The sequence below is a fragment of the Stenotrophomonas sp. STK17_22 genome (genome assembly GCF_051983905.1).
In the GTDB taxonomy this organism is placed as follows: Bacteria; Pseudomonadota; Gammaproteobacteria; order Xanthomonadales; family Xanthomonadaceae; genus Stenotrophomonas; species Stenotrophomonas maltophilia_A.
This window is the reverse complement of record NZ_CP197010.1, coordinates 1,982,044-2,004,053: the sequence shown is the minus strand read 5'-3', so window position 1 is coordinate 2,004,053 and position 22,010 is coordinate 1,982,044. Positions and strand designations below refer to the sequence as shown.

17 protein-coding genes are annotated in these 22,010 nt (G+C 62.7%); 7 read left to right on the top strand and 10 right to left on the bottom strand.

The annotated features are described in order from the left end of the window. Positions 1-41 precede the first annotated feature (41 nt). The 4 genes from ACSYS9_RS09300 to ACSYS9_RS09285 form a co-directional block, all read right to left on the bottom strand. Complete coding sequence (locus ACSYS9_RS09300) at positions 42-824, bottom strand: 3-hydroxybutyrate dehydrogenase (protein WP_071228946.1); 783 nt, start codon at positions 822-824, stop codon at positions 42-44. Positions 825-2,189: 1,365 nt separating this feature from the next. Further along, positions 2,190-2,720 (bottom strand): hypothetical protein, encoded by a 531-nt coding sequence (locus ACSYS9_RS09295; RefSeq protein WP_256201503.1) that lies wholly within the window; start codon positions 2,718-2,720, stop codon positions 2,190-2,192. A 28-nt stretch (positions 2,721-2,748) separates the two neighbouring features. Beyond that, complete coding sequence (locus ACSYS9_RS09290) at positions 2,749-3,480, bottom strand: hypothetical protein (RefSeq protein WP_071228948.1); 732 nt, start codon at positions 3,478-3,480, stop codon at positions 2,749-2,751. 98 nt (positions 3,481-3,578) lie between these two features. Then, positions 3,579-4,418 carry a type 1 glutamine amidotransferase domain-containing protein gene (locus ACSYS9_RS09285; RefSeq protein WP_071228949.1) on the bottom strand — a complete coding sequence of 280 codons (840 nt, stop codon included), beginning with the start codon at positions 4,416-4,418 and terminating at the stop codon, positions 3,579-3,581. A 97-nt stretch (positions 4,419-4,515) separates the two neighbouring features. Between ACSYS9_RS09285 and ACSYS9_RS09280 the strand changes: the two genes are divergently transcribed. The 5 genes from ACSYS9_RS09280 (at position 4,516) to ACSYS9_RS09260 (ending at position 11,439) form a co-directional block, all read left to right on the top strand. Continuing rightward, on the top strand, positions 4,516-5,433 hold the full coding sequence (locus ACSYS9_RS09280; RefSeq protein ID WP_071228950.1) for a LysR family transcriptional regulator: 918 nt from the start codon (positions 4,516-4,518) through the stop codon (positions 5,431-5,433). Positions 5,434-5,977: 544 nt separating this feature from the next. Next, complete coding sequence (locus ACSYS9_RS09275; RefSeq protein ID WP_071228951.1) at positions 5,978-6,334, top strand: hypothetical protein; 357 nt, start codon at positions 5,978-5,980, stop codon at positions 6,332-6,334. Between the two features lie 413 nt (positions 6,335-6,747). Further along, the gene (locus ACSYS9_RS09270) at positions 6,748-7,716 is read left to right on the top strand and encodes an IS5 family transposase (protein ID WP_440569388.1); all 969 of its coding nucleotides are present in this window, start codon (positions 6,748-6,750) and stop codon (positions 7,714-7,716) included. A gap of 81 nt (positions 7,717-7,797) precedes the next feature. After that, on the top strand, positions 7,798-9,576 hold the full coding sequence (locus tag ACSYS9_RS09265; RefSeq protein ID WP_440569084.1) for a hypothetical protein: 1,779 nt from the start codon (positions 7,798-7,800) through the stop codon (positions 9,574-9,576). A 393-nt stretch (positions 9,577-9,969) separates the two neighbouring features. Beyond that, complete coding sequence (locus ACSYS9_RS09260) at positions 9,970-11,439, top strand: AAA family ATPase (RefSeq protein ID WP_071228952.1); 1,470 nt, start codon at positions 9,970-9,972, stop codon at positions 11,437-11,439. Positions 11,440-11,599: 160 nt separating this feature from the next. On the opposite strand, the gene guaA is transcribed toward ACSYS9_RS09260, so the two are convergent. The 6 genes from guaA to moeB all read right to left on the bottom strand — a co-directional run bounded on the left by guaA (position 11,600) and on the right by moeB (position 20,383). After that, entirely contained in the window at positions 11,600-13,165 is a 1,566-nt protein-coding gene (gene guaA / locus ACSYS9_RS09255) for a glutamine-hydrolyzing GMP synthase (RefSeq protein ID WP_071228953.1), read from the bottom strand. Further along, positions 13,162-13,638 (bottom strand): hypothetical protein, encoded by a 477-nt coding sequence (locus tag ACSYS9_RS09250; RefSeq protein WP_071228954.1) that lies wholly within the window; start codon positions 13,636-13,638, stop codon positions 13,162-13,164. The genes guaA and ACSYS9_RS09250 overlap by 4 nt, the downstream gene beginning before the upstream one ends. 107 nt (positions 13,639-13,745) lie before the next feature. Further along, positions 13,746-15,203: an IMP dehydrogenase gene (guaB, locus tag ACSYS9_RS09245; protein WP_005416248.1), complete on the bottom strand. Its 1,458-nt coding sequence runs from the start codon at positions 15,201-15,203 to the stop codon at positions 13,746-13,748. 447 nt (positions 15,204-15,650) lie between these two features. Next, positions 15,651-16,529 (bottom strand): bifunctional methylenetetrahydrofolate dehydrogenase/methenyltetrahydrofolate cyclohydrolase FolD, encoded by an 879-nt coding sequence (gene folD, locus ACSYS9_RS09240; RefSeq protein ID WP_071228955.1) that lies wholly within the window; start codon positions 16,527-16,529, stop codon positions 15,651-15,653. Positions 16,530-16,697: 168 nt separating this feature from the next. Next, positions 16,698-18,530, bottom strand: coding sequence for a monovalent cation:proton antiporter-2 (CPA2) family protein (locus ACSYS9_RS09235; protein WP_071228956.1), 1,833 nt, complete (start codon positions 18,528-18,530; stop codon positions 16,698-16,700). Positions 18,531-19,246: 716 nt separating this feature from the next. Continuing rightward, on the bottom strand, positions 19,247-20,383 hold the full coding sequence (gene moeB, locus ACSYS9_RS09230; RefSeq protein ID WP_071228957.1) for a molybdopterin-synthase adenylyltransferase MoeB: 1,137 nt from the start codon (positions 20,381-20,383) through the stop codon (positions 19,247-19,249). Positions 20,384-20,472: 89 nt separating this feature from the next. Between moeB and ACSYS9_RS09225 the strand changes: the two genes are divergently transcribed. Beyond that, on the top strand, positions 20,473-21,288 hold the full coding sequence (locus ACSYS9_RS09225) for a helix-turn-helix domain-containing protein (RefSeq protein ID WP_071228958.1): 816 nt from the start codon (positions 20,473-20,475) through the stop codon (positions 21,286-21,288). A 74-nt stretch (positions 21,289-21,362) separates the two neighbouring features. Next, on the top strand, positions 21,363-21,998 hold the full coding sequence (locus tag ACSYS9_RS09220) for a LysE family translocator (RefSeq protein WP_071228959.1): 636 nt from the start codon (positions 21,363-21,365) through the stop codon (positions 21,996-21,998). The last annotated feature ends 12 nt before the right edge of the window (positions 21,999-22,010 follow it).

Sequence of the window (22,010 nt, the reverse complement as noted above, 5' to 3'; positions counted from 1 at the left end):
TTGGCTGCTGCGGCGTCGGCAATGCGGCCGATGCGGGTCCGCTAGCGCGCCGTCCAGCCACCGTCCACCGGCAACGCCGTGCCGGTGATCTGGGCGGCGGTATCCGAGGCCAGGAACACGACCATCTCGCCCAGCTGCTCGGGCGTCACGAACTGCAACGAAGGCTGCTTTTCGGCCAGCAATGCACGGGCAGCGGATTCCTGATCCGTGCCTTCCTTCTCCGCCAATGCGGTGATCTGCTGCTCGACCAGCGCCGTTCGCACCCAGCCTGGGCAGATCGCGTTTGCGGTGATGCCGGTGCCCGCATTCTCAAGCGCGGTCACCTTGGTGAAGCCGACCACGCCATGCTTGGCCGTCACATAGGCCGACTTGTTCACTGAGCCGACCAGTCCGTGCACCGATGCGATGTTGATGATGCGGCCGGCGCCCTGCTGCTTCATGTGAGGCAACGCCGCCGCCGTTGCATGGAACACCGCCGACAGGTTCAGCGCCAGGATCGCGTCCCACTTCTCGACCGGGAATTCCTCGATCGACGCGGTGTGCTGGATGCCCGCATTGTTCACCAGAATGTCGATGCGCCCCATCGTCGCCACGGCGTGGTCGATCAGTCCGCGCACTGCCTCGCCACGGGAAAGGTCCGCGCCATCGTGCGCTACCCGCACGCCGAACTCGGCTTCCAGTTTGGTGCGGATGCGTTCGATTTCCGCCGCATCGCCGAAGCCGTTCAGCACGATATCGGCGCCTTGCCGCGCCAGCGCGGTGGCGATGCCAAGGCCGATACCACTGGTGGAGCCGGTAACCACCGCAACCTTTCCACTGAACATGGGTGAGCTTCCATTGGGCGTAGGTGGCCAGTGTAGCTTCACCGGCGCGCCCCTTTAAGCGACGCTACCTTGGTCAATCAACGGTTAGAACGCGTTAGGTACCCGCCGAGGGAAGTGTCCAGCGTTCATTCAAAACGGACGGTACACCTCAGAGGGGGCACAGTCGTGGCCTCCTAGCGATACTGTCCGACTCCGACATAGGGCAATGCATCCATGCTTTGCCCGGCGGATCGAAATCGAACAGGTCCGAAAATAGCTTCTGCGGCCGTTCTACTCCCCCCACCGCCAACCGGGCGGGGCGCCTTTCATCCAGCAGATAAGGACAAGGACCAACACTACGGCCCACGTGTAGAGCTGAAACGCGATGGGCTCGCGAAATGGAGAGAACAGAAACGGACCCGCCAGCAGCAGGCCGAATGCGACTGCGTACACGAGCCCGCCCTGCCACGCGCACGGCATCCCCCAACCCCATCCGTACTTTTTCCTGGTAAACCAGTACTTCCTGCTGATCATTGCAATCTTCCTCGATGGCCGCCGGTCTCACGTACCTGATCCAAGCATGCTTTGAGCTGTTCGTGAAGACGTCGGTCCAGAATCAAGTCAGTATCCCCTCTGGTTGTGACGAGAACAGAGCTACGGTCCGTGCGCAGCACGAAGACGTTGCGACCGTTCTGCATGCGGAACTTGCCAAGTTCAACGCCCCCTGTGCTGGTCCCAAGTTGCCGGTGAGGCAGCGTGATCCTTGAAGCATCGGAAGCGTCCTGCCACGAGACACTGGAAAGCGGGAGCTGCAGTCGGACAAACGCTGCTGACCCAATCAGCTGGCCATCTGTAACGGCGATGTACGCTGTCCGCGCTTGATATACGAGGCCAAAGGCAACTACGACAACAACGGCCAGCGCAGAGCCGAGCGCAATATTCCTGGCTGGCACCCCGCCAGAGCGGGATGCAAACCATATTGCGATCAGAACCACGGCTGCTGCCACGCATATGCCGAGAGGAAGCGCGTAGGCGTGAATCAGGGATACATCCAGCGTCGATCGGCACATCATCAGGAACTACTCCGCAGAGATTGACCGCATGCCATAAACGTAAATCGTCTCGACAATTGTCTCAAATGCGTCTTCGTCACAGGTGACAAGGCCCACGCTTCGCATCGCGCGCAGAAACGAGCGGACCTCGTTCCATGTTACGGGCTTTGCGTGTTCATCGCAGATCATACTTGCACTGCCACGCATGAGAATGCTTCGGCATCAGATACCGCGCAACAAACGCCCATCTCTCATCGATCACATCGGTCGAACATGGGCTGCGCGCTGTGATGCCATTGCAGTGACACTGTTCATACCGAACTTCAAACACGCTCTAGAAGAGAACGCTCGCTCGATCAACGGTCGCGAGCGGATTGACCTTCCGCACCGCCTCCAGGAACAGCAGGAAGTCGCGGTTGAACAGCGTCAGGTTGTTGGTAAACGTCACGCACTTTCTGCCCGATGCCTTGCTGAAGCACACCTGCCAGACATAGCGCCCGTAGATCCTGTCGGACGTTCGTGTGACTGAGGTGATCTGCGAAAGCGGAACCGCCGTGGGCACCGGCCCACGCCGCAGGTAAAAGGACGCCGCATCAAAGAAATAGTGCTCGCGATCCTCTTTGCCATCCACCATCACCAAGGTCATGGATGTTCCGGAGATCCGGCGAGGAGGATCCAAATGCAGCCCCGATTTCACGGACGAGCGAGCAGTTGCCGACATTCGCCGAAGGGTAAACCAGAGGATCACCAACGGAAGTGCCGCGAGGACAATGAAGCCTACGGTCTTCAAAACAGTTTCCAGCGTGCTGGGCACACAGATCTCCAGGATGAACTTTCGGGCGATGCCCAAGTAGATCCACGCCACGCGCGGATGGCTCTCCCTCAACGCCCCATCACTTCCAATGATCCGGCCCCAGGAACGGCAGGCTCAACACAAACACCGGAACGGCCACAGGAATCAACGCGGCCCCCATTACCTTGCCCGCCGCCGAACCCACACCCGGCTTGTCCTCCCGCTCCGGCAGGATCCGTTGCGCCCGCGCACTGATCGGCTGTGCCAGCTTCCCCTTCTCCGCCAACGCTGCAGCGTCCGGCAACTTCACCCGCTCGCCGTCGCCCTCGAACAGCGCGCTGTAATAGCTGCCGCCCTTCGTTGAAAGGTTGCAGGCCCGATCAAACGCCAGCGCATAACGGCTCCGATCCTGCGGCAGGTAATAGCGCGCACGCTCATCCACATACTTCGCCTCGCGCGGGAGCACCTCAATCCGCTCCAGCTTGAACTGCGCGGCCTGTTCCGGCGTCACCTGCTCCGGCCGCAGCAGCAGCGCATAGGTGCCGTGCACCTTGGCCTTGTTGGCCGGGTCGCGCCAATCCTCATGGAAGTACATCTGCGCGCAGGCCACCGCCTCGCGCAGCGGGCTGTCCATCAGCGCGCGGTACTCGCGGAATGGCGCGGCATTGAAACGCATCGGCTCTTCAAAGCGCGGCAGCAGGTATAGCTGGCCGTCATCGGCCACGAACGCACCCGTGATCTCGCGGCTTGAGGCGTGCTCCTCCGGGCCACTGGCGCAGCCGGACAGCAAGCCAAGGCACAGGGCGGAGAGAATGAAGAAGGACGTTCGCATGTCGTGTTCGAGGGCTTCCCTGGGAAAACGGCCCCGCCCGGAAGGACGAGGCCAGCCCGTCATGGTGCCACGGCACCGCATGCGATGCAGAATCGGCCCTACTTCAACCGCTCCACCAACCGCTGCCCCACCTCCAACGCCGAAGCCGGGTTCTGCCCGGTAATCAGCTCACGGTCCACCACCACATGCCCGGTCCACGGCGTGGCATTGCTGCTGAACTTCGCACCCGCCCGCTGCAACGCAGTCTGCGGGTAGAACTTCATCTCGCCGCCGCCAAGCAGCGGCTTGGCCTGCTCTTCTTCCTGGTTGCTGATCACCGTCATCTGGTAGCCGCTGTAAATCCACTTCGGCGTAGCCGGCATCGCCCCCGCCTCCAGCTTCGCCACGAAACCCGCAGCATCCGGCAGTGTGGACAGCAGCGCGATCGGCCCGTGGCAGACCAACGCGGTGGTCTTGTTGCGCTGGTGGAAGTCGGCCAGCAGCCGGCCCAGCGCCGGGCTCTTCAGCAGATCCTGCATCGGCGCGTGGCCACCGGGAATGTAGACCGCATCGAAACGCGCGTAGCCCTGCTGCTCGATGCGCGCCAGGCTGACCACCGGCGAGGCCGTCGGCGAGGTCAGCGCCAGCTTCTCCAACAGGTCCTTGTGCAGCGTCAGCTGCGCGGCATCGTTGCCGAAGTATGCCGGCGTCACCGAAGACGCATCCACCGTCGGCGCCCGCCCCTGCGGCGTGGCGAAGGTCACTTCGTGGCCCGCGTCCAGCAGCAGCTTGACCGGCTGCATCAGCTCGTTGAGATAGAAGCCGGTGGACAGCACCTTGCCGTCCTTCAGGTCCAGGTGGTTTTCGTCGGACAGCACCACCAGCACGTTGGCGGCATGTGCGCCGCTGGCGGCCAGGGTCAGGGCCAGCGCTGCGGCCAGCCGGGTCATCAGGTTCATGGGGTAGTTCCTATCGGGGAATGGCCGACACTTTATTCATCGCTCCAGCGGCGATAAATTGGCCCCATCGCAAAACATCTGTTCCCCGGAGAGCCAAATGAGCCGCAAGTTCGACTACCTGGGCGACGTGGAGGTGTTCCTGGCGGTGGTCGAGCACGGCTCGTTCACGGCCGGCGCGGTGGCGCTGTCCACCACGCCCTCGGTGCTGAGCCGCGCGGTCACCCGCCTGGAAGCGCGGCTGGGCCGGCAGCTGCTGCAGCGGACCACCCGCCGCGTGGGCCTGACCGACGCCGGGCGGCTCTACCTGGAACAGGTGCGCACCGCCTTCGGCCTGCTGGACGACGCCGAGCGCGACGTACTGGCCCAGGACGGTGCGCTGGCTGGCCGCGTGCGCCTGAGCGTGCCCACCACCTATGGCCACTACCGGCTGCCGCCCGTGCTGGCGCGCTTTGCGCAGCAGTACCCGCAGGTGCAGGTGGAACTGAACATCACCAACCGCAACGTGGACCTGGTGGCCGAAGGCTTCGACCTGGCCATCCGCCTGGGCCAGCTGCCGGACAGCGGGCTGGTGGGGCGGAAGCTGGAAGACGCCCCGCTGCTGCTGGTGGCCGCGCCGGACTACCTGCAGCGCCGCGGCACGCCGCAGACGCTGGACGACCTGCAGCAGCACTTGTGCCTGCCGTTCGTGATGCCGCGTACCGGGCGGCTGGCGCCGTGGATCTTCCGCGACGACGGGCGCGACGTGGACTGGCTGCCGCGTTCGTCCATCGAGACCTCCGACGATGTGCTGGGCGTGGTGTCGCTGGCCGAACAGGGCATCGGCATCTGCCAGAGCTATGAGTTCATCGTGCGCGAGCGGTTGCAGCGTGGGGAGCTGGTGGAGGTGTTGCCGCAGCTGCGCGGGCGGTCGCGGCCGTTCTCGGTGATCTATGCGCCGCACCGCCGGCAATCGGCGGCGGCGCGGGCGATGATTGAGTTGCTGGTGGGGAATGCGGCTGAGGATGGCGTTGGTTGAAGTTGGGAGGCTCGTTGGCGGTGTCGGGTTTGAACCGCTTTTCGGGATGTGCGGCTGATCGCTTGCCGCTGCTTGGCGAGGCGGACTAAGAACTGTTGCAAAGAAGGCTGTCGCGCTATTCGCTTGTGGCGTGGGCGATTGCGCCAGTTTGGTTCGCCATCAGCAGAGCAGCTGCGCGAATGCGTCTGCTGGCGTCGCGTGCTGCACGAGTGGTGCGTGCAACAATAGTTCTGCGCTCTCGGATTCGGCGATTCCTTCGCGAATTTCTATTGGCATTCGAAGCGGCTGCGTAAACACCATGGCACGCCACCGACAACGGGTGGCAGCGGGCGTCCAAACCCGAGACAGATAGTTGTTTACGCTTGCCCGTCGGCACCGTCCTTAACCGGTGCCGGCGGGCAATCCGTCGGCCTTTATGGCGGGCGGTGCGTGGGGGTCTTCGGACCCGCCGGTTATTGACAACTGTCTGTCCCGGTTTGGAACCCGCACCGTCCGCCACCTCTTCGCGGTGGCGCTGTTAAGTACAGCCACGGAAGCCGACACCATGAACGAATCCGACGCCTTCTCCTCGTACACCGTTGTTGAGCCCATCAACGACGACACTCCCCTGCCCGACCTGAACTCCCTGCTCGGCATCCTCAAGCGCATGCGCGGCTGCGAGGGCGCAGATGGGCATCCTTGGCCAGAAACCGATGTGTCACCCGGCCGCCGCGTGAGCTTGGCGCGGAGCGAGCGTGCAATGGTGGGGGCGCTGACGGTGCTGGAACTGCTGCACGCGGCGGACCGCTGCCGGGTGGCAGCAGACCCGGAGCGGCATCTGGATGAGGGGGTTGTGGATGGCCTGTTCTTGGCTTGCCGGGGGCTGGTTGAGTGGGCTTGTCGTGAGGTTCGGCCGGATTGATATCCAATTCCCAATCCGCCCACAGAAGTAGCGACGCTCCCGCAAGATCAGAGTCCGTTTTCGCCTAGAAGCGGGCATTCCAGGTCAATGAGCAATCGGGAGGCTCACCCCCTTGGATCCTCGCTAGAGATCGAACAGTAAATGCAGAACTCCAGCAACCGGGCTGCCACCATCTGTCGATGCTGGAACAGATGCTGCCTTTGAACGAACGCTCCTGCTAGCATTGGTGCGACATTGAATAGGCGGGGGGATGGATGCAGTCGCGGATGTCAAAGTGGCGGATTTCGCTCCGAAAATCGCGAGGCGCGAACTTTTGGAACTACGGGTTGTCGACTTTAATGTCTGGGATAGCGTTAGGGATGCTCTGAACAATTCCTCGGCGACAATAGCGCAAGGTTCGACGGATGACGACGATGCAGCTGAGCTTCGGGGACGCGGAACACACGGGCAAGCGGAAGAAGACGCGACGCGAGATCTTCCTGGCGGAGATGGAGCAGGTGGTGCCGTGGAACGTATTGCTGGCGCTGATCGCACCGCACTACCCGAAGATGGGCCAGCGTGGCCGGCAACCGTACGCGCTGGCGACGATGCTGCGCATCCACTTTCTGCAGCAGTGGTACGCGCTGAGCGACCCGGGCATGGAAGAGGCGCTGTACGAGATGCCGGTGATGCGCCGCTTTGCCCGCCTGAGCGGGCTGGACAACATTCCGGACGAGACCACGATCCTCAACTTCCGCCGGCTGCTGGAGACGCATGATCTGGCGCCGCAGCTCCTGGAGCGCGTGAACGCGCACCTGGCGCGCAAGGGCCAGAGCTTGAAGGCCGGCACGATCGTCGATGCCACGATCATTGCGGCACCGAGCTCTACCAAGAACAGGGACGGCAAGCGCGACCCGGAGATGCACCAGACGAAGAAGGGCAACCAGTGGCACTTCGGGATGAAGGCGCACATTGGCGTGGACGAGGAATCGGGCCTGGTGCATCACGTGGAGTGCACAGCGGCGAACGTGAATGACGTGACGCAGGTGCACAAGCTGCTGCACGGCAAGGAAGATACGATCTGCGGCGACAGCGGCTACACCGGCGCGGACAAGCGCGAGGAGCTGCAAGACGTGGAGGCTGCGTTCTGGATCGCGGAGAAGCCCTCGAAGTTGCGAGCGCTGAAGAACAAGCGCGAGCGCAAGTACGCCGAGCGCTGGGAGCACTTCAAGGCCAGCCTGCGGGCGAAGGTGGAGCACCCGTTCCGGGTGGTGAAGCGCCAGTTCGGCTACACCAAGGTGCGCTACCGCGGCTTGGCGAAGAACACGGCGCAGGTGCTGACGCTGTTCGCGCTGTCGAATCTGTGGATGGCGCGGCGACGTCTGTTGCTGCCGACGGGGTAAATCCGTCTGTTGGACGGGGAAACCCGTCGAAAAGCGTCAGAAACGGCGCAAAATCGATCATATCGAGGTCGACTTGGCGCCTTGACGCTGAAATCCAAGTATCAGAGCGCTTTGATCAGACCTTCCTTAGCTTCTCTTTTTGCCTTGGGACCACTTGTTCAAGCAATTGTTGTGGCGCTCCTGTCGGGAGAAACGTCGTCACTGTACGACAGCGAGAACGTCGGCCAATTAGTAGATATCAAAACCTACTTGACGTCGACTTTGTGGATTCCGTATCTCTCAGCCGGATTATTCTCGGCAATTGCAATGCGTCTTGCATCGACAAAGCGAACAGTATTTGCTTCTGGAACGGCTGCGATTGGGGTCTCTCTAACCGCCATAGACCTGTCATCGGGCGCCTTGGACGGACTAATAGTATCGATCCTTTGCAACTTTGCAGCAGGCGCATTTCTCGCACTTTTGACGTTAGTTCTAGTGCTGGACGAGAAAATGTTCAGGCACATCGCTAACGGCAACGCCAAGGTAGAGCGAATCGCTTGGCTGCTCGCTCCGGCGACGGGTTATTTCGCCCTCACAACGATCCTTTTCATCGCCCTTGGATTCTTAACCAAAGTACCTACGACTCCAACCAGCTTTCGACTCGAGCCCTCTCTGAGCGGCTACTACGTCACAGCGAAAGAGGAGGAATGTCTGACTGGCAACCATGGCGAGTTGAAGAAATGCGGGTCGACAGACGAAAAGAACAACGAAAAGTTCTCATTTCTAGGGAAATTTATCGAAGCAGAGGGTACCAGGACTGAATTCCTAGGCGGCGGATCTGGCCTTGAAATTAAATGGACGAAGACTATCAAAGGCCCAATAAATGGCTCTTTATGGGCGACGCAGGGCTGCACAGGAAAAGATTCAAACTTTGAAGCCGCAATCAAGTCACCCCCTCTGTATACGGGCAAAATTCGTAACCTAGTTATTTCGGCAGATGACGGATTAACTGAGTTTCGAGTCATCGATCCAAAACTCAACGAAATCACAGTCTCCGACGACAACATCGCTCAGTTCTGGGTTAATCCATCGCGCGATGATCCTGAAAAGATTGACGTGAGCAGATTTCTTGGAAATGGAACCATCCAGGTTGCTGACAAGTTCGCCAGAACTGTATTCGTACTTGGAATCATCCCCCTAACTGGAAACGAGGGAGGAGCCGTATTCAAGGCAAGAAGCGCGAGGTACTCGATCAATGGTGATCGCGAGCGAGTGATCAATTTCAGAATGGCCTCAGAGATGATTGAGGCGGGGCGTGCAATGGCCTGCGAAGGCTTACAGGTAGTGGCAAATGACCAGCAAATGTCGGCTACCTCGAAAGTTCCGTACGTCAGCCTTGTAGTGTCCTTGGAGGCTCCAAGGCATCTCAGCCTGGAGGAAGTTGGCAAGCCCACTCATGTCACAGTTTCAGGCGCAAATGGCTGGATAAGTAGCACAGGTTACGGTAAGGACCGGTTCCATGAGGCGATTACTGCGGGCAACGTCTCGCAGCTGTCACTAGTTGGGGCCGTGAGAGACCTAGTCGTCGATGGACAGGTCATTTCCACGGGTACGACGAGTACGCTCCAGTTGAGCGGTAGAATGTTCGCCCGCACCGATGGCCCCGCCATACTTATTGAAGGCCGCGCCGACTATCTAATTCTTAATGGGAAACGACTTAGTAGTACTAGATGGGAGCGCTTGGACACAGGCATAAGAGTTCCAATAATTCTTGGAGTGCCGACTGCAGCGTATTTTCTACTAAGTTTCGCAGGTGCTACATTGCGAAGGCCAGCTCGTCTAGTGTGGAGACTCCCGGGGAAGCGGCGAGTTATCCCTTAAAGAACCACACGAGCATCCCACCAATGCCTTCGCACCAAACTCTAGAGCCAGATCAAGGAGATATTCTCCTCGCAACACCTTAACTTTATACGTCAAAACCGCCCTGGACAGAAGATTGAAATTCTCTTCAGAAGGACAATTTCGCCTATCGGAAGGTTCGTTATTTCACCCCCCCATTTCAACCGCTAATAGGATGCTAGAGCTACATCAAATAGATGCATTGCAGGCGCGCAAACTACTGATTCCGTACAAGATCATCAACGTGACTGGCGGGAGGGGGCGGCTTCAAGACAATTGAGGAGATGGATTGCCTCGCGCTCATATAACATCAAACACATCGACCGGATATAGGCAAAGCAGTACATCTCATTATTCTGATATGGAGTTGAAATAGTGAAGCTAAGTGAACTATGTGGTCACACCGCACGCCTCACCGGTTTGAACAACATAAATATAATTGTCGGCCGCAATGGCGCGGGAAAGAGTCGCTTCCTTCGTGACATTGAGGCATCAATTAACCAGAGCAAGGATAAGTTTTATGTCCGGTATGTCAGCCCAGAGCGAGCAGGCTCATTCAAGCGCAGTGGAAGTGTCCTCACCAACATGAGCGACAACCCTGAGTGGCTGAGACAGACGCGGGCAGTCAATCAGGCGAGCGACTTCAAAGCTGCGTCGGCGATGCTCTTTCGCGAGGCTGAAACGCTCTATCTGCGCCGACTCGCGCGCACACCTGAAATTCGCCTAGATCCAACACGAAGCTTCGAAACAGACCGACTGAGAAAGATAAATAACCTACTTACTAACATTTCACTGGAGGTGGGAAACACAGATTTCGAATTTCGCTCACTCCTCAATGGCGAAACTATACCTCCGCAAAACATCAGCAGTGGCGAATCAGAAGCCGTAGCTTTGGCAGCCGAAATTCTGTACTTTTTCGATACGATTGATCCCGCGAAGTTCAACGTACTACTTCTCGATGAGCCGGACGTACATCTTCACCCAGATCTTCAGGCACGGCTCGGACATTTAATCATCTCCATGCTTGATGAATTCAAAGATCACGCTGATAGCATCGCCGTATGCATCTCCACCCATAGCTCCCCACTAGTCTGCTCTCTTGCAGCTTCGAAGTATGTTTCGATCGGTACAAAGATCTTCGCGGTCGATATGGTTGAACTGAAACCAGCCAGCATCGAGCTTCGCAAGATCGCTCCGTTCTTCGGACACCCTCTTTCCCTTTCACTTAGCGATGATGTAGCCCTGATCCTCGAAGGAGAAGACGACGAGCGCGTCTGGCAGCAAGCCGCACGAACTTCGCAAGGCAGGATCAAGGTCTTTCCCGTGCTTTCTGCCAGTGTGGATCAGCAGGGCGCCCTTGAAACCTTCTGCATCCAATTGCTAGACACACTCTACGACAATCCAGTCGCATTCTCGATTCGCGATGGCGATGGCGTGGCGAACCAGCCGCTTGAGCACCGCCCGCCTCTCAAGCGCTACCGCCTCCAGTGCTATGCGATCGAGAATGCTCTATTGACTGACTCATGTCTTACAGTAATGGGCACTACCTGGCAGGACCTCGTCGCCAAATCAAGGAAATGGGTTGAGGACAATCCAAATCATCGTGACACCGCTCTCATTGAGGAGATCGCCGAATCGAGCGACCGCCTACGGCACAGGAAGATAAAGACAGTCCGTAACCTTATCTGCGACATCGCCAGTTGCAAGAAGCCCTGGGAAATCGTCGTTGGTCAAGCGATCGCAGCATTGGCAAGAGAAGATCTTTCACATTCAAATATGCTAATTGACTTCCTCGGCGCAGAATTGGTCAAGGACATCATCTTCAAAGATTCAGCAAATCTGTGAGAGATTCCCGATACCACGAGTCCACTAAATTGCCCTCATGGTATCGGGATCTTCTTTATAACCCACTTATAAATATTGACTTAAGAACAATATTCATAATTCGGCGAAGATCACTAGTGTGAATGAAACTCCACCATAGCTCAACAGCTTATAAATCAACTCATTCCCACTCAATAGTCGCCGGCGGCTTCCCCGAGATGTCATAGACAACCCGCGACACCCCCCGCAACTCATTGATGATCCGGTTGCTCACCGTACCCAGGAACTCATACGGCAGATGCGCCCAGTGCGCGGTCATGAAGTCGATCGTCTCCACCGCCCGCAGCGCAATCACCCACTCATAAGCGCGCGCATCACCCACCACGCCCACCGACTTAACCGGCAGGAACACGGCAAACGCCTGGCTGGTCTTGTCGTACAAATCCGCCTTGCGCAGCTCATCAATGAAGATGGCATCGGCCTTGGCCAGCAGCTCGGCGTACTCGCGCTTCACTTCGCCCAGAATGCGCACGCCCAGGCCCGGGCCCGGGAACGGATGGCGGTAGACCATGGTGCGCGGCAGGCCGAGTTCGACGCCCAGGCGGCGCACTTCGTCCTTGAACAGCTCGCGCAGCGGCTCCACCAGGCCCAGCTTCATGTGCTCCGGCAGGCCGCCCACGTTGTGGTGGCTCTTGATCACATGCGCCTTGCCGGTTTTGCTGCCGGCCGACTCGATCACGTCCGGGTAGATGGTGCCCTGCGCCAGCCACTTGGCGTTCTTCAGCTTGTTCGACTCTTCATCGAAGATCTCAATGAACAGGTTGCCGATGATCTTGCGCTTGGCCTCCGGGTCGCTCACGCCTTCCAGCGCGGCGAAGTAACGGTCGGCGGCGTTCACGCGCACCACCTTCACACCCATGTGCTCGGCGAACATCGCCATCACCTGGTCGCCTTCCTGCCAGCGCAGCAGGCCGGTATCCACGAACACGCAGGTCAGCTTCTCGCCGATGGCCTTGTGCAGCAGCGCGGCCACGACGGACGAATCGACGCCGCCGGACAGGCCCAGGATCACTTCGTCATCGCCCACCTGTTCGCGCACACGGGCGATCTGGTCGTCGATGATGTTGGCGGCGGTCCACAGGGTCTGGCAGCCGCACACATCCACCACGAAGCGGCGCAGCAGCGCCTGGCCCTGCAGGGTGTGGGTCACTTCCGGGTGGAACTGCACGCCGTACCAGCGCTTTTCTTCGTTGGCCATGGCGGCCACCGGAATGCGGTCGGTAGTAGCGGTGATGGTGAAGCCCGGCGGCGCAACGGAGACGTGGTCGCCATGGCTCATCCAGACATTCAGCTTCGGCTCGCCGCCGTGGTCGCTCAGGCCCTTGAACAGTGCATCCGGGTTGATCACGTTCACTTCGGCGTGGCCGAACTCGCGCTGGTCAGCCGCTTCGGTGGCACCGCCCAGCTGCGCGGCCAGGGTCTGCATGCCGTAGCAGATGCCGAAGATCGGCAGGCCACTGTCGAACACTTCCTGCGGCGCGGCCGGGGCACCCGGCAGCGTGGTCGATTCCGGGCCGCCGGACAGGATGATGCCCTTGGCGCCGAACGCCGCGATATCGGCCGGGTTGTGGTCCCACGCCCAGATTTCGCAGTAGACGCCCAGCTCGCGGATGCGGCGGGCGATCAGCTGCGTGTACTGCGCGCCGAAATCGAGGATGAGGATCTTGTCGTTATGGATGTTGGTCATGGTGCCGTTCCAGTGGTGTTTTTCGCAGCGCCCGGCGCTTCAAGGCTCTGCGTCAGCGTGGCGATGAACGCCTCGCGTTGTTGAATATGTGAGGGGTCTTCCTCGTCCCAGCGCAGCATCAGCAGGCCGTGCGGTGCGTTGGGGTTGGAGCGGTCGGCGCGCGGCAGCTCGGCGATTTCCTGCACTTCGGTGCCGGGCACGATGCGCCGTTGCAGCGCCGCCATCGAGACGCCCGAATCCGCAGCGCCCCAGGACGCCCAGCGCACGCTCATCCGTGCGGGCTCCAGCGCGCCCAGTACCGGCGTCAGCACCGGATCATCCGGCCCGTGCAGCAGCTCGGTAATGCATTGCAGCGTGACCTGCAGCGGGCGCTCGCCGGTGCCTTTCAGCAGCCAGCGCTGCTCGCCAGCGGCCTGCACCTGCCAGCCCTTCGGCAGCGAGAACGCGTTCTGGCACGCCTGTACGTCCTGCAATTGCGAAACCGCCGCGCCCGGAGACCCGGAGCGCGGCGGCGGTTCGGACAACGAACAGCCTGCCATCAGCAGGCTGCCCGTAATCGCAAGAGCAGTTCGCAAGCGCATCAGGCGCGGTAGTTCGGCGGCTCTTTGGTGATCGTCACGTCGTGGACGTGGCTCTCACGCTGGCCAGCGCCGCTGATCTTCACGAACTTGGGCTTGCTGCGCATGTCTTCGATGGTGGCGCAGCCCACGTAGCCCATGGTGGCGCGCAGGCCGCCCATCAGCTGGTGGATGATGCCGCCCACCGGGCCGCGGTACGGCACGCGGCCTTCGATGCCTTCCGGCACCAGCTTGTCGGCGGTGGCGGCGTCCTGGAAGTAACGGTCCTTCGACCCCTTCTCCATCGCAGCCAGCGAACCCATGCCGCGGTAGCTCTTGTACGAACGGCCCTGGTACAGCTCGGTCTCGCCCGGCGATTCCTCGGTACCGGCCAGCAGGCCACCGACCATGATGGTCGAGGCACCGGCGGCCAGCGCCTTACCGATATCGCCCGAGTAGCGGATGCCACCGTCGGCGATCAGCGGGATGCGGTCCTGCAGCGCTTCGGCCACCAGATCAATCGCGGTGACCTGCGGCACGCCAACGCCGGCGACGACGCGGGTGGTGCAGATCGAGCCCGGGCCGATGCCGACCTTCACTGCGTCCGCGCCGCTGTCCAGCAGCGCCAGTGCGGCTTCGCCGGTGCAGATGTTGCCACCGATGACCTGCACGTTCGGGAAGTTCTTCTTGACCCAGCTGACGCGGTCCAGCACGCCCTGCGAGTGGCCGTGCGCGGTATCGACCACGATCACGTCCACGCCGGCGGCGACCAGCGCTTCCACGCGGCGATCGGTATCGCCACCCACGCCGACGGCAGCGCCGACCAGCAGGCGGGTCGACAGGTCCTTGGCGGCGTTCGGGAAATCGGTGTTCTTCTGGATGTCCTTGACGGTGATCAGGCCACGCAGTTCGAACGAATCATTGACCACCAGCACCTTTTCGATGCGGTTGCGGTGCAGCAGCTGCAGCACTTCGTCAGACGCGGCGCCTTCCTTGACCGTGATCAGGCGATCCTTCTTGGTCATGATGTGGCGGACCGGATCGTCCAGCTCGGTCTCGAAGCGCATGTCGCGATGGGTCACGATGCCGGCCAGCTGGCCGTCGCTGCCCACCACCGGCACGCCGGAGATGTTGTGCGCCTGGGTCAGGGCCAGCACGTCGCGGATGGTGGTTTCCGGGCCGACGGTGATCGGGTCGCGGATGACACCGGCCTCGAACTTCTTGACTTTGGCCACTTCCGCCGCCTGCTGTTCCAGGCTGAGATTCTTGTGAATGATGCCCATGCCGCCGAGCTGGGCCATGGCGATGGCCAGGCGGGCCTCGGTGACGGTATCCATGGCTGCGGACAGGATCGGAAGCTTCAGCTTCAGGTCGCGCGTCAACCGCGTTTCGAGGTTGACGTCCTTGGGCAGGATGGTCGAGTGGGCGGGGACGAGCGAGACGTCGTCGTAAGTGAGTGCTTCAGCCTGGATGCGCAGCATCGGCATACCCGAGATGTGGGGAAGCGCGACATTTTACCCCTTTTTCGCGCCCTGTGGCAGGGGGTAGATGCGACGCAGTGTCGCGCGGGCGGTGATTGGTTCAGGGGGGCCGTCGGGGCCGACGGCATACCGCCTTTGGTGGGTGCCAACCTTGGTTGGCACGATCCGTCCGGCACCGGTGCCCCAGATGGGCCGATGGCCCCGATGGATGTGCCAACCAAGGTTGGCACCTACCAGGAGCGGGTCATCGGCCTGCCCCAGCATTGTGCCGACCAACGGTCGGCACCCACCTTAAGAGGATCACTCGGGCCAGTCCTGGAACTGCCTTTGGTAGGTGCCAACCTTGGTTGACACGATCTGTCCGGCACCGGTGCCCCAGCTGGGCCGATGGCCCCGATGGATGTGTGCCAACCAAGGTTGGCACCTACCAGGAGCGAGCCGCTGCGGTCAGCTCAGCGCTTCCGCCGCTTCCAAGGTGTTCTGCATCAACGTGGCCACTGTCATCGGGCCCACACCACCCGGCACCGGGGTGATCCAGCTCGCCCGCTGGGCAGCGGCCTCAAACCCGACATCGCCCACCAGCCGGCCGTCATCCAACCGGTTGATACCCACGTCGATCACCACCGCGCCCGGCTTCACCCATTCGCCCGGCACGATGCCCGGGCGACCCACCGCCACCACCAGGATGTCGGCGTTGCGCACGGCCTGTTCCAGCACGTCCTTGGGGGTGAACTTGTGGCAGCTGGTCACGGTGCAACCGGCAATCAGCAGCTCCAGACCCATCGGCCGGCCGACGTGGTTGCTCACGCCCACGATGGTGGCGTTGCGGCCACGCACCGGCTGGTCGGTGTGGCCCAGCAGCGTGGTGATGCCGCGCGGGGTGCACGGGCGCAGGCCGAACTCGCGCAGGGCCAGGTGGCCGACGTTTTCCGGGTGGAAGCCATCCACGTCCTTGCGCGGGTCGATGCGCTGGATCAACCGGCGCGCGTCCGGAATGCCCGGCAGCGGCAGCTGGATCAGGATGCCGTTGATCTTCGGATCGGCATTGAGCTGGTCGATCAGGTCGAGCAGCTCGGCTTCGGTGGTACCGGCCGGCAGGTCGTAGTCATGCGCTTCGATGCCGACCTTCTCGGCGGCACGGCGCTTGTTGCGCACGTATACGGTCGAAGCCGGGTCGCCACCGACCAGCACCACGGCCAGGCCCGGGCGGCTGCCGCCGGCGGCCACGCGGGCGTCGACGCGCACCTTCAGGCTGTCGAGCAGGCCCTCGGCGATACGGCGGCCATCAAGGATGCGGGCAGGAAGCTGGGGGGCGGAATCGGTCATCGGGAGCGGGCGTGGGGCGGCGGGGACGCTATTGTCCCCGATTCAGGCCCCCTCGCCCACCGCCACGGCTTGGGTAATTCCCCACCTGGTAGTGCCGGCCGCTGGCCGGCAACCTCATGACGTCGGAACGTTCCCGTATCTGCCGGCCAGCGGCCGGCACTACCGGGGCTACTCTTCCTCTTCCGGCACGTCCTGCGGGTTCAACGTCTTGCTTGCCCGCTTCGGCGCGGTGAACGGCGTCGGCGTCGGTACGCCCTGGCCGGAGTTGCCAAACACCATCTTGGCGCCGGCATTCAGACCACCACCGGCAATCTCCAGCTCGAAGCGCTCGGCATCGCGGCGACGGATCTGCTCTGCAATCTCCACCGCATCGTCTTCGTCCGCCCCCAGTTCCACCAGCGCGGCCTGGCCAAACAGCACTGCCGATTCAAAGGTCTCGCGAATCTGGAAATCGACACCGGCATGGATCAGCCGCAGCGAATGCTCGCGGTCGAACGAACGCACCATCAGCTTGGCCTGCGGGAACTCATGCGCCACCAGTTCAACGATGCGATCAGCCGCTTCGGCCTTGTCCACGCACACCGCAATCGCACGCGCGGTGGCCGCGCCGGAGGCATGCAGCACATCCAGCCGTGTGCCATCGCCGTAGTAGATCTTGAAACCGAAGCGCGCCGCGCTCTGGATCATCTCCACATCGTTGTCGATGATGGTCACGTCCACGTCGCGCGCCAGCAGCGACTGGCTGGCGACCTGGCCGAAGCGGCCGAAGCCGATCAGCAGCACGCTGCCTGACAGGCCATCGGCCTCGTCCACGCCGTCCATGTTCACCGTCGGCTTCGGCGCGATGCGCTTGTAGACCAGCACCACCAGCGGGGTCAGCGCCATCGACAGCACCACCACGGCGGTGAAGTTGGCATTGATCTCCAGATCGATCACGCCGGCCGATGCGGCAGCAGAGAACAGCACGAAGGCGAACTCGCCGCCCTGCGCCATCAGCACGCCACGGTCCAGCGCCTGCGCGTGGTCGCTGCCCATGATGCGCGCCACCACGTAGATGCACAGCGCCTTGGCCGCCATCAACGCCAGCACCAGGCCGAGGATCAGCTGCCAGTTGCCAGCCACCACGCCCAGGTCCAGCGCCATGCCCACGCTGAGGAAGAACAGGCCGAGCAGGATGCCGCGGAACGGTTCGATGTCCGCTTCAATCTGGTGGCGGAAGGTCGACTCGCTCAGCAGCACACCCGCGAGGAACGCGCCCATCGCCATCGACAGGCCGGACAGCTGCATCAGCAGCGCCGCACCCAGCACCACCAGCAGCGCGGCGGCGGTCATCACTTCGCGCGCCTTCGATTCGGCGAGCACGCGGAACAGCGGGTTGAGCAGGAAGCGGCCGACCAGCACCAGGCCGACGATGGCACCGACGCCGATCGCGACCGACAGCCAGCGCGAGCCTTCGCCGTCGGCACTGCCTGCGCTCGGGCCCATCCACGCCACCAGCGCCAGCAACGGCACGATCAGCAGGTCTTCGAACAGCAGGATGGAGACGATCTTCTGCCCCGACGGCAGCGCGATGTCACCGCGCTCGGCCAGCAGCTGCATCACCACCGCGGTGGAGGTGAGCACGAAACCGGTGGCGCCGATGAAGGCCACCTGCCATGGCAGGCCGAACAGCTTGGCGATGCTGGTCAGCACCACCGCGCAGGTGACGATCTGCAGCGTGCCCAGCCCGAAGATTTCCTTGCGCAGGCTCCACAGGTGCGAGGGCCGCATCTCCAGGCCGATCACGAACAGGAACATCACCACGCCGAGCTCGGCGGTATGCAGGATGGCCTGCGGGTCGGAGAACCAGCCCAGCCCGAACGGTCCGATCGCCAGGCCGGCAGCGAAGTAGCCCAGCACCGAGCCCAGGCCGGCCCGGCGGAACAAAGGCACCATCACCACCGCCGCGCCCAACAGGGCCACGACCTTGACCAGCTCGCTGGTCGCTGCTTCTACCGCCATGCGGTGTTTTCCCCAAGATCCAGAATCGGCTTCAACAATAGAGCAATGCCGATGACGGCAATAGCACGCATGTTGCGCCGGATTGTCTTGGAGGTGGAACGATGCAGGGAGCGACCCCCGGCATCATCCCGAAACCATGCATCCGCGTCGGTGGGTGCCACCATGCACCCGCTTCGGTAGGTGCCAACCTTGGTTGGCACGAAAACGCCGACCAAGGTCGGCATCTACCAAGGCATTCCCCGGCCAGCCTCACCCGCCCCGGCAAAACGCGGTGTAATCGATATACCCCGGGAACGACACGCCCGGCGCGCACACCGGGCAATGCGGGTCCGGCCGGATGCCGGATTCCGAAACCATGCATGCGTGCCGATGGGTGCCAACCATGCATGCGCATCGGCGGGCGCCAACCATGCACCCGCTTCGGTAGGTGCCAACCTTGGTTGGCACAAGAGCGCCGACCAAGGTCGGCATCTACCAAGGCATTCCCCGGCCAGCCTCACCCGCCCCGGCAAAACGCGGCGTAATCGATATACCCCGGGAACGGCACGCCCGGCGCGCACACGGGGCACTGCGGGTCCGGCCGGATGCCGGATTCCGAAACCATGCATGCGCATCGGCGGGCGCCAACCATGCACCCGCTTCGGTAGGTGCCAACCTTGGTTGGCACAAGAGCGCCGACCAAGGTCGGCATCTACCAATCCACTCCCCGGCCAGCCTCACCCCCCCCGGCAAAACGCGGCGTAATCGATATACCCGGGGAACGGCACGCCCGGCGCGCACACCGGGCAGTGCGGGTCCGGCCGGATGCCGGTTTCGCGGAAGCGCATGCCCAGCGCATCGAAGCGCAGCAGGCGGCCGACCAGCGGCTCGCCGATGCCCAGCAGCAGCTTCAGCACCTCGGTGGCCTGCAGCACCCCGGCCAGGCCAGGCAGCACACCCAGCACACCGGCCTCGGAACAGTTCGGTGCGAACTCCGGCGGCGGCGGCTCCGAGAACAGGCAGCGGTAGCACGGCGCCACACCGCGCTGGCGGCCGGCGTCAAACACGCTTACCTGGCCGTCAAAGCGCTCGATGGCGGCATACACCAGTGGCGTGGCGTGCTTGATGCAGGCGTCGTTGAGCAGGTAGCGCAGCGGGAAGTTGTCCGACCCATCCAGCACCACGTCCACGCCCTCCAGCAGCGCATCCACGTTCTCGGAGGTGACCCGCTCCGGCACCGCCTCGACCTCGATCGACGGGTTCAGCGCCAGCAGCCGCTCGCGCGCGGAATCGACCTTGAGCTGGCCGACGCTGGCCTCGGTATGCACGATCTGCCGGTGCAGGTTGCTGCGCTCCACCCGGTCGTGGTCGGCGATGCGTAGGTGCCCTACCCCGGCGGCGGCCAGATAGAAGCCAGCCGGCGCACCCAGCCCGCCCGCGCCCAGCACCAGCACACGCGACTGCTGCAGCGTGCGCTGGCCAGCCTCACCCACCTGCGGCAGCAGCAGGTGGCGCGAGTAGCGATCAAAGAAGTCGCGGTCGGCGGCGCTGGCCAGCGGCTGCACCAGCGGCAGCGATTGCTCGCGCCAGGCCACGGTGCCGCCCGTCACGGAAGCGACGTGGGTGTAGCCGGCCTCCTGCAGAAACAGCGCGGCATCGGCCGAGCGCTTGCCGCTCTGGCAGATCAGCAGGATCTCCTGGTCGTGCTTTGGCAGATGCGCGGCCGGGTCGGCCTGCAGTTCGCCCTTGGACACGCCGCGCGCGCCCTCGGCCATCCCGCCGGCCCGTTCATGCGTCTCGCGCACATCGATCAGCACGGCGCCGTGGGCCAGGCGCTCGCGTGCCTGCGCGGGGGAAAGCTCTTGGATGCTCATGGCCGCATTATCGCGCAGACACCCTCGACGCGCCTTGCCCCGAACATGGCACCATGCCGGCGTTGCCCCCTGCATCCCGGAACCGCTGCATGCGCTCTGCCACCGAATTCTGGCGTGACCCGCGCATGCCCTTCGTCGAAAGCCGACGGGCGTGCGACAGCCGCGCCAGCCATCGCCCGCACAGCCATGACACCTTCTCGATCGGCGCAGTGGACGCTGGCAGCAGTGTGTTCACCGGCGCGGCGGAAGGACCGCGCCTGCTGCAACCCGGCAATCTGGTCGGCGTACCCGCAGGCCGCGTGCATGCCTGCAACCCCCTGCCCGGCCAGGTCTGGAGCTACCAGATGCTGCACCTGGATGCGCGCTGGATGGCCGAAGTCCGCGCCGAGTATGACGGCCTGCCCGGACCCGACTGGCAGCAGGAACCCATCCGGATTTCCCACCATCGCCCGCGCTACCAGCAGTACTGCCAGCTCAACGAGACGCTGTTCTCCGACGATCCGGTCAGCGTCAAGGAAGCGGCCCTGATCACGTTCGTCGGCGATCTGGATGAACACGATGGTGTAGCCGTGGCCGGCCCACCTGAAGATGCCGCATTACAGCAGCGGCTGCAGCCGGTGATGGACATTCTGCGCCAGCGGCTCGAACACACCCCGGCCCTGCAGGAGCTGGCATCGCTGGCGGGCATGAGCCGCTACCAGCTGATCCGCGCCTTCCGACGCGCCACGGGCCTGACACCGCACGCCTGGCAGATCGACCAGCGCATCCAGGAGGCCCGCCGGCGGCTGTGCGAAGGGCAGGCACTGGCCGTGGTCGCGCATGCGCTGGGTTTTGCCGACCAGAGCCATTTCCAGCGGGTCTTCAAGGCCCACGCCGGTGCGACCCCGGGCCAGTACCGGCGCTGAGCCTGCAATAACGTTCAATACCATCGCGCGGCGCATCCCCAGACTGGCGCCCCAGCCAGCCGCCGCCGGACCCGATGGAACAATTCCTGGTCATCGCCACCGTACATTTTCTCGCCCTGCTCTCACCCGGCCCCGACTTCTTCCTCGTTGCACGCACCGCGATCACCTCGGGCTGGCGCACTGCCAGTGGTGCCTGCGCAGGCATCGCCCTCGGCAATGGCGTCTTCATCGTGGCCGCTTTCACCGGAACGGCCATGCTGCGCGCGGGCAGCGCAGGGTTCATTGCGGTGCAGTTGGCGGGCTGCGGGTTCCTGTTGTACCTCGGCACGCTGTTCCTTCGCCATGCGGGTTCGACGACGCTGCAGGCAGCTGACGCTGCCGCCGGATCGCCAGCGGGCGGTACCCATGGATGGTGGAAGGCGGCAGGACTGGGCACTCTGTCTGCGCTGCTGAACCCGAAGAATGCGCTGTTCTACGCAACGTTGGCGGCAATGCTCAATGGCCCCCAGGCCAACGCCGCAACGAAGTTCTTCTATGGCGCGTGGATGTTCGGCATCGTCCTGCTTTGGGATCTGCTGGTCGCCGCGCTGGTCGGTCACCCGTGGGTGCTGCGTCGGTTCGCACGCGCCCTGCCCTGGCTTGAGCGGGCCGCAGGGCTTCTGATGATCGCACTGGCGCTATGGATCGTCGTGTCGCTGTGGGCCGGCTGATGCCGGCGATTC